The organism is Mesorhizobium sp. WSM3860 (genome assembly GCF_002294995.1).
Classification (GTDB): Bacteria; Pseudomonadota; Alphaproteobacteria; order Rhizobiales; family Rhizobiaceae; genus Mesorhizobium.
Genome location: NZ_NSGF01000013.1, coordinates 13,988 through 26,681 on the forward strand (window position 1 = coordinate 13,988; position 12,694 = coordinate 26,681).

12 protein-coding genes are annotated in these 12,694 nt (G+C 63.1%); 5 read left to right on the top strand and 7 right to left on the bottom strand.

Annotated elements, in window-relative coordinates; genetic code table 11:
• Positions 1–13: 13 nt before the first annotated feature.
• Together CK220_RS20000 and CK220_RS20005 are read right to left on the bottom strand one after the other, a co-directional pair.
• Positions 14–226: a hypothetical protein gene (locus tag CK220_RS20000; RefSeq protein ID WP_095813190.1), complete on the bottom strand. Its 213-nt coding sequence runs from the start codon at positions 224–226 to the stop codon at positions 14–16.
• 23 nt (positions 227–249) lie between these two features.
• Positions 250–1,800 (bottom strand): acid phosphatase, encoded by a 1,551-nt coding sequence (locus CK220_RS20005; RefSeq protein ID WP_095813191.1) that lies wholly within the window; start codon positions 1,798–1,800, stop codon positions 250–252.
• Positions 1,801–1,943: 143 nt separating this feature from the next.
• Between CK220_RS20005 and CK220_RS20010 the strand changes: the two genes are divergently transcribed.
• The gene (locus CK220_RS20010) at positions 1,944–2,498 is read left to right on the top strand and encodes an HdeD family acid-resistance protein (RefSeq protein ID WP_095813192.1); all 555 of its coding nucleotides are present in this window, start codon (positions 1,944–1,946) and stop codon (positions 2,496–2,498) included.
• A 318-nt stretch (positions 2,499–2,816) separates the two neighbouring features.
• Here CK220_RS20010 and CK220_RS20015 read toward each other — a convergent pair whose 3' ends face one another.
• Both CK220_RS20015 and CK220_RS20020 read right to left on the bottom strand, forming a co-directional pair.
• Entirely contained in the window at positions 2,817–3,800 is a 984-nt protein-coding gene (locus CK220_RS20015; RefSeq protein ID WP_095813193.1) for a bifunctional riboflavin kinase/FAD synthetase, read from the bottom strand.
• A 47-nt stretch (positions 3,801–3,847) separates the two neighbouring features.
• Positions 3,848–4,708, bottom strand: a complete 861-nt coding sequence (locus CK220_RS20020; RefSeq protein WP_095813194.1) for a TIGR01459 family HAD-type hydrolase — start codon at positions 4,706–4,708, stop codon at positions 3,848–3,850.
• A gap of 299 nt (positions 4,709–5,007) precedes the next feature.
• Here CK220_RS20020 and CK220_RS20025 point away from each other — a divergent pair, with 299 nt between their 5' ends.
• The 3 genes from CK220_RS20025 (at position 5,008) to CK220_RS20040 (ending at position 9,919) form a co-directional block, all read left to right on the top strand.
• Positions 5,008–6,969: a pilus assembly protein TadG-related protein gene (locus CK220_RS20025; protein ID WP_095813195.1), complete on the top strand. Its 1,962-nt coding sequence runs from the start codon at positions 5,008–5,010 to the stop codon at positions 6,967–6,969.
• Positions 6,970–6,995: 26 nt separating this feature from the next.
• Positions 6,996–8,969 carry a pilus assembly protein TadG-related protein gene (locus CK220_RS20030; protein WP_095813333.1) on the top strand — a complete coding sequence of 658 codons (1,974 nt, stop codon included), beginning with the start codon at positions 6,996–6,998 and terminating at the stop codon, positions 8,967–8,969.
• Between the two features lie 317 nt (positions 8,970–9,286).
• Complete coding sequence (locus tag CK220_RS20040; RefSeq protein WP_095813196.1) at positions 9,287–9,919, top strand: LysE family translocator; 633 nt, start codon at positions 9,287–9,289, stop codon at positions 9,917–9,919.
• 25 nt (positions 9,920–9,944) lie between these two features.
• Here CK220_RS20040 and CK220_RS20045 read toward each other — a convergent pair whose 3' ends face one another.
• Positions 9,945–10,826, bottom strand: a complete 882-nt coding sequence (locus CK220_RS20045) for a dienelactone hydrolase family protein (RefSeq protein ID WP_095813197.1) — start codon at positions 10,824–10,826, stop codon at positions 9,945–9,947.
• A 54-nt stretch (positions 10,827–10,880) separates the two neighbouring features.
• On the bottom strand, positions 10,881–11,705 hold the full coding sequence (locus CK220_RS20050) for a DUF2189 domain-containing protein (RefSeq protein ID WP_095813198.1): 825 nt from the start codon (positions 11,703–11,705) through the stop codon (positions 10,881–10,883).
• Positions 11,706–11,873: 168 nt separating this feature from the next.
• Here CK220_RS20050 and CK220_RS20055 point away from each other — a divergent pair, with 168 nt between their 5' ends.
• Positions 11,874–12,380, top strand: coding sequence for a CAP domain-containing protein (locus CK220_RS20055; protein WP_095813334.1), 507 nt, complete (start codon positions 11,874–11,876; stop codon positions 12,378–12,380).
• A gap of 60 nt (positions 12,381–12,440) precedes the next feature.
• Here the strand turns inward: CK220_RS20055 and CK220_RS20060 are convergent, their stop codons facing one another.
• The gene (locus CK220_RS20060; protein WP_245429287.1) at positions 12,441–12,653 is read right to left on the bottom strand and encodes a DUF1127 domain-containing protein; all 213 of its coding nucleotides are present in this window, start codon (positions 12,651–12,653) and stop codon (positions 12,441–12,443) included.
• Positions 12,654–12,694 lie beyond the last annotated feature (41 nt).

A 12,694-nucleotide genomic window follows, 5' to 3' on the forward strand; every position in this document is an offset into this window, starting at 1 on the left:
TCGGCCGCCCGGCTCAGCTGCCGCGCGGCGTGGGCGGCATGTCCAGCAGCCTGGCCACGGCCTTGGAGCCCTTTCCGGCGACGCATGCCGATCCCTCGTCGCCCACCTCAACGGTGGCACCGTTGGAGAAGCTAAGCGACCAGCCATCACCCTTGGCGTTGCGGCGGCGGTCAGTGAGCTCGATGCCGGCAGCCGTGACCAGCGCGACGATCCGGTCGGCGTCCATCCTGGTCCTCCGGAAACGCGCCCTCAATTCAGGTCAAGCCCGCCGGTAAGATCGCCGAGCGGCGGCTCGCCATGCGCGGCCACGGCCTTGTCGCGAACCACGATGCCATGCAGGACCGGCAGTTCGAAACGCTCGGTGATGAAGCGCAGGATCGACGTCGTGTCATAAGGCGTATGATCGACATAGCCGTGCTTGGCGAAGGGCGAAAGGATGATCGCGGGAATGCGCGTGCCCGGTCCCCAGCGGTCGCCCTTGGGCGGTGCGACGTGATCCCAGATGCCGCCGTTCTCATCATAGGTGACGACGACCAGCATGTGCGGCCATTGCGGGCTCTTTTCCAGATGAGCGACGACATCGGCGATATGGCGATCGCCGGCCTGGATGTCGGCATAGCCGGAATGCTCGTTGAGATTGCCCTGCGGCTTATAGAAAGAGACCTGCGGCAGGACGCCGTCGTCGATGGCCTGGATGAAGCTCACGCCAGCTAACCCGGCGTCGCGCAGATGTTCGCGCCTGGCCTCGGTGCCCGGAGCGTAGTTGGCGTAATAGTTGAACGGCTGGTGATGATATTGGAAGTTCGGGATCGGTGTTTTGTTGCCGTGGTCGAGCGTGTACTGCCAGGCGCCGGAATACCACGCCCAGCTGACGTGCTTGAGGCTGAGCATGTCGCCGATGGTCGGTTCCGTCTGCGGCGGCAGCGTGGTGGGCTTGCTTGGATCCGCGAGCAGCCGATCGCCGCCGGGCGCCGGATCGTTGCCGCTCGGCTGGTATGGCGGTTGCATGGTGTTCACCGCGTAGAAATCCGGCGTCAGATTGCCGTCGGAGACGAATTTCGGGATACCGTCGCGCACCGACTTCGGCGAATTGTCGGCGATTTTCAGCGCTGTGCCGCTAGCGTCCGTTACCGCGATCGACGGCTTGGCCGGGCTCTTGTCCGCATTCGCGTAGTACGGCGCGCAGGCACAGATCAGCCACTGGTGGTTGAAAAAGGAGCCGCCGAAGCCGCCCATGAAGAAATGGTCGGCGAGCACGTATTTTTGCGCAATGGCCCACATATCGGTCTTGGAGGCGTCCCAGTTGCTCATCGGCATGGCGCCTGAATCGGCCCACGCGACGAACATGTCGTTCTTGCCTCCGTTGATCTGCATCTGGTTCTGGTAAAAGCGATGCCACAGATCATGCGTCACGACGCTGAGCGGCACGTTGAACCCTTTCGGGTCGTTCACCGTGAACGGTTCATTCGGAAGGTGCTCGGTCATTGCCTGCGTCACCGGCGGCGTGACGCCCTTGGCGGTCAGCCCGTCCCAGACCGGCGGCAGTTCTGACAGGACCGAGCCGTCGCGGTCGCGCTGCTGCAAACTTTCCTTGCTCGCCTTGTCGAGGCCCTCGGCACCGGGAAAATGGCCATAGAGATTATCGAAGGCGCGGTTCTCGGCGAAGATGACGACCACCGTCTCTATCTTGGCGATGCCGTCCGGCGGATCGCCGGGCTGCGCCGCGGAAGCGGGGGCCGAAGCGACGGTCGACAGGGCGAGAGCCGAAGAAAACAGGGCGAGCCCATAGGATCGCTTCATGGCCGTACCTCCATAGCGCAAAGTCAAAAGACATCAGCTTCGGTGCATCTTGGCAATAGCCACCGCGCTGGACGGGTGATGCCATCGGGATTACCTTCCTTCAACCGCAGGATGCGCGGCGAACTCTGGAGGGAGGCGAAGCCATGAGCTTGCAAGGCAATGCCCTGGAAGACGCGATCGGACGCACGCGCGACAAATGGGGATGGTTTGTGGCGCTTGGCGTGCTGCTGCTGATTTTCGGCGGCATCGCCTTCGGCAATCTCTTCATCGCCACCGTCGCTTCGGTCTATGTCGTTGGCTGGCTGATGCTGATGGCGGGCGTCATCGAGATCATCCATGCCTTCGGCGTCAAGACCTGGGGGCGCTTCTTTTACTGGTTGCTCAGCGGCCTGCTCTATGCCGTCGCCGGCTTTTTCGCCTTCTACAACCCGCTGCTCGCCTCGGCGGTGCTGACATTTCTGCTCGCCATCGCCCTCATTGCTTCCGGGCTGCTGAGAGCCTGGGTCGCCTGGAACCACCGCCCGGAGCAAGGCTGGGGATGGCTGCTGGCAGCTGCGATCATCACCATCCTGCTTGGCCTGATCATCGCCATGGGCTGGCCGGTCAACAGCCTGTGGGTGCTCGGCATGTTCCTGGCCGTCGACCTGGTCTTCCAAGGCTGGAGTTTCATTGCCACCGGGCTGGCGCTCAAGCGGTAGGGAACTCGATCTTCGCGATTGGCCGGAGCCTGCCCAACGTGGTCATCTCAGGGCGAAGCAGGAGCGAAGCTCCGTTGCGAAGACCCTGGGATCATGCCGTAACTTCGGCAGAAAGGCGCAGCTGAGCAGAATTCTGCACCGCGGCAGCTCTCAGGCGTCACGGCATGGATCCTGGGGTCTGCGCCGTGTCGCTTCGCTCCTTGCTACGCCCCAGGATGACGACATGAGAGGGCGTTTCGCCAATCTTCAAGGTTTGCAATCGCTAGCCGGACGCAGGTGCTTTGACGCCCTTCTCTTCGCCACGGCGCCTTCCAGACCTCAGAAGCAGATGGCGGCGTCCAGCTCCGATAGCGGACGCACGCCGGCGAGCAGCGCCCTCGCCTCGGCCTCGTCGCGCTTCATCTGCACGATCAGCGCATCGAGCCCATCGAATTTGAGCTCGGGGCGCAGATAGCCGAAGAACGACACCTGGCAGATCTCGCCATAGAGATCGCCGGAGAAATCGAAGACATAGGTTTCGAGCAGCGGCGCGCCATTATCGTCGACGGTCGGCCGGCGGCCGAAGCTGGCGACGCCGTCATGGAGCGTGCCATCGGCGCGGCGCAAGCGCACGGCGTAAATGCCTTCCTTCAGAGTGGCTTCCGGCGAAAGCTTCATATTGGCGGTCGGGAAGCCAAGCGTGCGGCCGAGCTGCTGGCCGCCGATCACCTCGCTCTCGACGGTGAAGCGATAGCCGAGCAGGCCGGCTGCTTCCTCGACCTTGCCTTCGCAAAGCAGGGCGCGGATGCGGCTCGACGAGACCACCTCGGCACCCTCGTCGCGGAAGGCGTCGACCAACGTCACGCCGAAGCCGTGGCGCTCGCCGGCCGCCATCAGAAAGGCCGGGCCGCCCTGGCGGTCCTTGCCGAAGTGGAAATCGAAGCCGGTGACGGCATGGCTGACGCCCAGCCTGTTCTCCAGCACATCGGTCACGAATGCCTCGGCCGAGAGCGCGGCGAAGTCGCGCGTGAACGGCTGCTCGACGAGGGCGGCAAAGCCGAGTCTGGCCAGGAGCCGCGCCTTCATCGGCGGCGGCGTCAGCACGAAGAGCGGCACATCCGGCCGGAACACCTTGCGCGGGTGCGGCTCGAAGGTGAGCACCAGGGCCGGCACGCCGCGGCGGCCGGCTTCGGCGAGCGCCCGCTCCAGCACCGACAGATGGCCGCGGTGGACGCCGTCGAAATTGCCGATCGCCACGACGCCGCCGCGCAAACGCCCGGGCAACGGCGTGACCGCGGAGATGCGTTCGAAATCGTGCGTCATGTCGACCTGCGTGATGTCGGGGCGCCCGTCATGGTCCGGCTTCCCGCCTATTGCAGCCGCGCGATGACGGCGACCGGCCGATAACCGTGCGTTGCGAGGAAACCGGCCAGCCTTTCGGGATCCGGCCGCAGCGGGTCGCCATAGTCGCGGGCATGAATGCCGCCCGAGACATAGAGCACGTCGAACCCGTTGTCGGCGGCACCCTTGACATCGGTCATCATGCCATCGCCGATTGCGAGAACCTGTTTTCGCTCGACCGCGTGGCCGAGCAGCCCGGCGACTTCCTTCATGGCGAGGTCGTAGATCGGCGCGAACGGCTTGCCGGCGATCAGCGTGCAGCCGCCAAGCTGCGCGTAGTCGCGCGCCAGCGCGCCGGCGCACCAGATGGTGCGCTCGCCGCGCTCGACCAGGATGTCGGGGTTGGCGCAGATGAAGGGCAGATTGCGGGCACGCAGCCGCTGCAGCAGTTCCCCGTATTCGGCGGGCTTCTCCACCTCGTCGTCATAGAACCCGGTGCAGACAACGCCGGAGGCTTCGAATTCCTCCACGAGTTCGACGTCCAAGCTGTCATAGAGGGTGAAGTCCCGCTCGGGCCCGATGTGGAAGATCTTCCTCGGACCCTCGGCGATCAAGTCGCGCGTGACGTCGCCCGAGGTGACGACACGGTCATAGGCATCTGCCGGAACGCCGATCGCATGCATCTGCGCAACGACGTCGGCGCTGCGCCGCGGCGAATTGGTGATCAGCACCACCGGCACTTTTGCCGCGCGCGCCCGGGCAAGCGCCTCCGCGGCGACGGGAAAGTGCCATTCGCCATTGTGCACCACGCCCCAAACGTCGCACAGGATGGCCGCGTAGTTTTCTGTCAGATCGGCGAGCGAAGCGATGATGTTTGGCGAGTCCGCCATGCCGTTTTCCTGAGGCTGATCTTGGGCAAAGCCGCGACAGCCATCCTTTTTGGTTCGAAGGCCGCCACGGCCGGTCCCGCATAACCGAAGCGCTCCATCCTGTCACCAGCTTTCGCCATCGCCGCCGGGAGGAGTCCGACCACGCCCGTTCGGAAGCGCAGGGTTAACGCGCCGTCAAAATGGCGGTGCGTTCTTGATCGTTTCGCGCAAGCCGAAATTTAAGGATCTATGACCATGGTAGCACTGAACTAGGACCATGGTCTGATATCAATATGGGTCTTTAGCGGGGGCTGAGCGCAATGATCGGCAGATTTATGGGCGACAAGCGGGGCAACTACGCCCTGTTGACAGTCATCACGATGGTACCGCTGATGGGTGCGGTGGCACTGGCCGTCGATTTTACGGAGTTGGTTAGAGAGAAGCAGGAGACGCTCAACGCCCTAGATGCTGCTGGCGTCGCGACTGCGCAGCAGATCGTCACCGGAGCGAGCGACACTGACGCGAAAGCCTACGCGAAGCAGTTCTTCGAGGCCAATCTCAGGCACGTGTCTCCGGCCAACACGACGCTGACCGTCACGCTGCCCAATAACAATGCCGGCGGCGGCACCCTGGTCCTGGAGGCGTCCCTGAAATACCACCCCTATTTCCTGCCGTCGGCGTCGATGCTGCTCGGCGGAACAGCGGGCGACTCCGTCGTCAATGTTTCGGCGAGATCGGAAATCCGGCTTAAGAACACGCTGGAAGTGGCGCTAGTGCTGGATAATTCCGGATCGATGTCGATCCTGGGCTCGGGAACCGGGCAGAAGCGCATTGACCTGCTGAAAGCCGCCGCCAAGCAGTTGGTCGACACGCTGGCACTGCAGGCCCAGCAGATGAAGCAGATCTCCAAACCGGTGCAATTCTCGCTGGTTCCGTTCTCTGCCTCGGTCAATGTCGGGCCGACGCATGACGGCGACAGCTGGATGGATCAAGATGGTATCTCCCCGATCCAGCATGAGAACTTCGACTGGACGACGATGAGCGCCGCTAACGATCCGAACAAGTACGCCGAGAAGGTCAATGGCGCCTGGTATAAACGCGGGGACGGTTGGGGCGATACCAAGGGTGAGCCCCTAACCCGCTTCAGCCTTTATGCCGACATGACCGTGGAATCGGGTCGCGAAGAGGTGCCGAACTCAAAGCAGTACATCTGCGACGTGTATAACAAAAAAGGCAAATGCACCGACGGACATTGGACTGACCCGCAATATGTCTACACCACCAGCCGCTATGCGAGTTGGCAGGGGTGCGTCGAAGCCAGGCCTTATCCCTACAACGACGACGACACGACGCCGACCACGTCCAATCCTGCGACGCTTTTTGTGCCGATGTTCGCCCCGGACGAACCCGGCACGCTGTGGCGCGACTTCAACCGCGACGGCACGAATGATGTCAACAGCTTGAGCTACGGCTACGAGAACAATTGGTGGGCAGACTGGCCCTATTCATCAAACCCAACCGCTGTTCACCGGCAATCCGACATGCGGAAGTACTTTCTGGTGAAGCCTTACGGTTCGACTTCGGCCGGTGCCGGTGACGGCCCGAACGCAGCCTGCACCACCAATCCAATCACGCCCCTCAAGGACGTCACGGTGAGTGCGCAGAAGCAGCAACTGACCGACGCCATCAATGCTATGGCGCCAACTGGCAATACGAACGTACCCGAGGGGCTCGCCTGGGGCTGGCGGACGGTCTCCAGCAACGAGCCGTTCACCGAAGGTCGGCCAAACAGCGAAAAGGGCAACGACAAGGTCGTCATCGTGTTGACCGACGGCGCCAACACTTACAGCGCGATCAGCGACGCCAGCTATGCCAACAATCGTTCCACTTACGCGGCCTATGGCTATACCGGGCTGACCTATCCAGGATCGGGCAGCGTCACGCGCCTGTTCATGAATACGAGCACCGCGGTGCCTAAGACCACCTATACGGACGGCAACTACACGGCCGCGCTTGACGAACAGATGCAGACGCTGTGCGCCAACGCCAAGGCGGCCGGGATCATGGTGATGACGGTCTCGCTCGACCTGGTCGACACCAAGGCGGACGAGAAGAAGGCCATGGCTGCGCTGAAGGCTTGCGCGTCCGACTCCCGCTTCCGCAGGGACCCGGCCGACCCGAGCAAGCCTGCGAAGCTATTCTGGAACTCGACCGGCGCCACGCTTTCGGACGACTTCAAGGCGATCGGCAGCGAATTGTCGAACCTGCGCATCGTCAGCTGATCCGAAAGAGCAACCGCTTGCTGAAGATGCGCGAATTCTGGCTTCGCTTTTGTCGCGACAGGCGTGGCAATTATGCGCTGGTGACGGCGATCGCCATGGTGCCACTGATGGGCGCCCTGGCAATCGCCGTCGATCTCACCGAACTCAACCGCCAAAAGCAGATGGTGCTGAATGCGCTCGATGCTGCGAATTTTGCCGCCGCGAGGCGGTTGGCGGAGGGCGCCACCAACGATCAGATCAAGGCCTATGCGGTCGACTTCTTCAACGCCAACCTCAACACCATCGACCCCGCGGACGTATCGCTCAACATCACGCTGCCCACCAGCCAGGCCGGCGGCGGTTTGCTGACCATGAGCGCCACGCTTACCTACCGACCCTATTTCTATCCGGCTTCGGCAATGCTCGTCGGCGTGGACGAAGTCGACGCGAAAAAGCCCGTCGAGCTCGAGATGAAGTCACAGGTGCGCTTGAAGAACACGCTGGAAGTGGCGATGGTGCTCGACAATTCGGGCTCGATGTCGACCAAGGGATCCGGTACGGGGCAGAAGCGCATCGACCTGCTCAAACAGGCCGCCAATCAGCTGGTCGACACGCTGGCGCAGCAGGCGGCGCAGATCAAGCAGATCGACAACCCGGTCCAGTTCAGCCTTGTGCCCTTCGCCGCTTCCGTCAATGTCGGGCCGGACAACGACAACGCCTCCTGGATGGATGTCTACGGGCTGTCGACGAATGCCAACGAGAATTTCGACTGGTCGACGCTCAACGCCGCCAACAAACACGCCCAGAAGATCAACGGCATCTGGTACAAGAACGGCACCGGCTGGGGGACGGAGGAAGGCCAGGCGCTGACCCGCTTTTCGCTCTATCGCGACATGAAGGTGGTCACCAGTCACGAGCGCATCGTCGGCAGCAGGCGCGTCGTCTGCGACGAGTACCGGTCCAACAACACCTGCAAACGCAGCCACAACGAATATGACTACAACGACACCTACGGCCCGTTTGCGAGCTGGCAGGGCTGCGTCGAGGTGCGCCCCTACCCTTACAATGTCGACGATACGCCTGCTTCGGGCGGGCCGAACAACACCGGCATCGGCGTCGGCGACCCGGCGACGATGTTCGTGCCGATGTTCGCGCCCGACGAGCCCGGCAACCAATGGAAGGTGACGCAAGATCCCGACGAGCCGAACCCGCTGACCTACGGCGCCGCCAACAGCTGGTGGAATGACGATCCGTCGAGCATCACCGGCAAGACGCGACAATCCAACATGGCCAAATATTTCATGCCGCGGCCGATCAATGCGCCGGTGCTGGCAACGGGGGCCGGCCCCAACTACAGCTGCACCACGACCCCGATCACGCCGCTCACCGACGTCACCAATGCGGACGGGCTGGCCGCCATCAAGGCGGCAGTCGACCTGATGCAGCCCAACGGCAACACCAATGTGCCGGAAGGCATGGCCTGGGGCTGGCGCACCGTTTCCAGCACGGAGCCGTTCGCCGAAGGGAGGCCGGAGACCGAACGCGGCAACGACAAGGTCGTCATCGTGCTCACCGACGGCGAGAACACCTATTCGACGGTGAGCTCCGATCCGGCCGGCAACAAGTCGACCTATGCGGCCTACGGCTATACCGGAGTGGGCTACAACGGCACCTCGGTCACCCGCCTGTTCGGCGGCACCTCCAGCGACATCGGCCAGTTCAACTATTCCTCGGGCAACTACACCAACGCGCTCAATGAGCAGATGGCGAAGCTCTGCGACCACGCCAAGGCGGCCAACATCATGGTGATGACGGTTGCGCTCGACATGTCCTCGACCGACGCCGGCGACAAGAAGGCAATGGACGCCCTCAAGACCTGCTCTTCCGACTCCCGCTTCCGCAAGGATCCGGCCGACCCCAGCAAGCCCGCCAAGCTTTTCTGGAACGCGACCGGCGCGACCCTGTCCGACAATTTCAAGGAGATTGCGAACGAGTTGTCGAACTTGCGCGTGGTGAGGTGACGACCAGCTAGTTCACAACCAAGAGAGGTCGGCGGGACAGCGCCCCCCTCTGTCCTGCCGGACATCTCCCCCACTTGGGGGGAGATTGGCAGCTTCGCCCGCCGCGCCCGTTCCGCAACGTTGGCGATTGGCGAAAGCCGACGCGCCATCTGATCTCCCCCCTTGTGGGGGAGATGGCCGGCAGGCCAGACGGGGGCGCGACGGATCGCGACCTAAGCCTTTGTCGCGCAAAACGTCTGGCGCAATGGCCGGCGCCGCCAAGCCCTTGCGCGCTCTCGCGAAGCGCGACACATCTCGGCGCTTTCGCGGAGACTCCCATGCCCGACGCCGCCAATCATCTGACCTTCGCGCTGATCTGCCTCGGCATGGTGCTCACACCCGGCCCGAACATGATCTACCTGATCTCGCGCTCATTGTCGCAAGGGCCGAGGGCCGGGCTGATTTCGCTGGGCGGCGTGGCGCTGGGCTTCCTGTTCTATGTGCTGTCCGCGGCCTTCGGCATCACCGCGCTGATCTTCGCCGTGCCCTATGCTTACGACGCGCTGCGCTTCGTGGGCGCGCTCTATCTTTTGTGGCTCGCCTGGCAGGCGCTGAGGCCGGGCGGCCGCTCGCCATTCCAGGTCCGTGAGCTGCCCAAGGACAGGCCGCGCAAGCTGTTCGTCATGGGGCTGATGACCAACCTGCTCAATCCGAAGGTGGCGGTGCTTTATCTCTCGCTCTTGCCGCAGTTCATCAACCCGGCCAAGGGCCATGTGCTGTCGCAGCTTCTGGTGCTTGGCGTGACGCAGATCTCTATCAGCCTGACCGTCAACGCCATCATCGCGGTGACCGCCGGCTCGATCGCGAATTTCCTTGCCGGGCGGCCGTTCTGGATGGTCGTCCAGCGCTGGATGATGGGCACGGTGCTGACCGCGCTGGCGCTGAAAATGGCGACCGAGGCTCAACGCTGAGATCGGATGATCAGGGCTATGGCCCTTATCCGCTGAAGGCCTGCTTCAAAAACGCGTGGACATCGCTTACCGATTTTTCGGCAGCGGCCGCATTGTACTCCACCCGGTGACCATACTCCTCAGTGCCCGTCTTCAATGACGGGGAGGCAAATGCGTGACGGGCGCTCTTGAAGATATCAAGCTGCACGGCGCTGCCCTTGCCGCTGCGCTGCGCCATCATCTCCCGGCATTTTCTCGCGGGGGTCCAATCATCAAGCTCGCCGATCAGGATCAATGTCGGGACCGTCATATCGCCATTGGCAGCCGAACAGTTCGGATAGTAGGCAATCGCTGCCCTGAACTTGTGCGCCATAAGCTGCACGGCACCACCAAGTTGCACGGCCTCGAGCGTTGTGGTTCCGCCAGCGGAGGACCCCGCCAATGCTATGCGCTGAGGGTCGACGAAACGCAATCTCGACAGGAAGTCCAAGGCACCGTAGGCGTCATAGACGCGATCAGCAAGCAGGCTGCCATGACCAAGCGGACCGCGATCACACGTCTCGCGAATACCGCGCGTGCTGAAGCTATCGACAAAGAGGGCGACGTAACCCCAGGAAGACAGCCGCTCGGACCAAGTTTTCCTTACATCCGGGAATAAGCCCGTACATCCGTGGAGAACGACGACAGCCGGGAACGGCCCCTCGCCCGGCGGCCGCGTCAGATACCCATTCAATGGCGTGCCAGGAATGGCCTGGAGCGCTCGCCCGTTTTGTTGCGCAATGCGCTCCTGAAACGGCGTCGGCTTCACGACCGCGCTTTCAAAGTGCACCAACTCGTCAGCGTTGGCATGAGTGGTATCAAGGCAGCCAACAGACCAAAGGCCGGCCACGAAAGCCGCCCCCTTGAGCGACCTCAAAAAAGTCTTCATCAACCGGGCTCCAGTAAACCGCTTCGGGCGGTCTGCTTTGTTCGAGGGCGCGGCCTACATCGGCCGGCGGATGGGCCGGATCTGCTCCGGCTCCACCACCTTGCGATAGAGATGCCAGGTCGCATGGCCGAGGACCGGCATGACGACGGCAAGGCCGGCAAACAGCGGGATCGAGCCGATCACCAGCAGCACCGCGACCGTCAGGCCCCAGAGCGCCATCTGCAACGGGTTGGCCATCACGGCGCGCGCCGAGGTCTCGATCGCCGAGACGGCGCCGACATCGCGGTCGAGCAGCAGCGGGAAGGCAATCACCGTGGTCGCAAGCACCACGACCGCGAAGACAAAGCCGGCAGCGTTGCCGAGCAGGATCAGCGTCCAGCCCTTGCCGGTGGTCAGCACGTCGCGCAGGAAAGTTCCGACCGAGGCCGGCGGCTCGGCGCCGAACAGGCTGGTGTAGATCGACTGCGCGGTGAACAGCCACAGAAGGAAGAGCGCGAAAAGCAGGACGCCGATCGCCGCGATCGAGGGCAGCGCCGGCGAACGGCGCACGTCGAGCGCATGATGCCAGCGGCTGCTCATGCCGAGCTCGCGCCGGCGGCTGATCTCGTAGAGACCGATGGCAGCGAAGGGACCGATCAATGCAAAACCCGACATCAGCGGATAGACGAGCTGGATGGCGCTCGAACCGGAGGTCCACCGCGTCAGGATCAGGCCGACGACCGGATAGATCAGGCACAGGAACACATAGTGCGAAGGCTTGGCCCAGAAATCCTCGGCGCCGAGCCTTAGCGCGTCCCATAGATCCGACGTGGTGATGTGGCGCACCGTGGGCTGCACATGCAACCCTTGCGCGTCCGCCATGACATGAAAACCGGCCATTACCGTCCTCCGTATCGCTCGGGGGGCGGTCACCGCCTGGGTGGCCCGCCCGTGGCTGCCACTTCTAGAACGCCGGGATGATAGCCGATCCGCCGGAGGATGTCGCCGCATAACGCGATTTTCATCGCCTGCCCGGCAAAAGCCACGATCGCCGGTATCAGAGGCCGGATGACCAGCCTGACCACCGATTCCCCCAATCTCGACAAACGCACATTGCTCAAGGCCATCGGCCTTGCGGCGCTTGCCGGCATCGCCGCCTGCACCAGCGTCCCGCTGCCGACTGGCAAAGGCGCCGGCGTGTCGTCCTCCGCCACCGGCACGTTGAGCACTATCCGCACATCGGCCGGACTGCCGGCGCTGGTTCCGGACGCGCAGCTCGAGCATGCGGCGCTGCAGCAGGCCGGCTACATGGCGTCGCGCGCCCGCATGAGCCATACCACGGGCTGGGGCAAGGATTTCGCCTCGCGCATGAAGGGCAACGGCGTGCGTGGCGCCGCGGGCGAAAACATCGCCGAGGGTCGTTTCGACCTGCAAAAGCTGTTCGACATCTGGATGCATTCGGACGGCCACCGGCGCAACATGCTCGACCCGGACTTCAGCCGCTTCGGGCTCGCCTATGTGCGCGACGGCCGCGATCCCAGCCTGCGCTACTGGTCACTGGTGCTTGGCAGGTAAGCTCCCAGCCGGCGGAGCCTGCGACGGATTTCTTCTCGGCCAAATTCTGATCAGGATCGGTCATCGCCAGAATGGCTTTGCCAGCTCGAGCTCGACTTCTTCTTCCGTCAAGCCAATATCGTCGATCATGTGCGGTGCATCCCTGGCCAGTCGCGCGAGTTCATTGCGATAGAAAAGCCGTTCCCGCCAAGTTGAGATGAAGGCGGTTATTCTGGTCGCCTTAGACGCCTGCACCGATTGATTGAGTGACAACGTCAGGAGTTTGTTGCTCACCGTCGGCCTCCGTGCCAACCTCGCGCCTGGAGATGACAGCG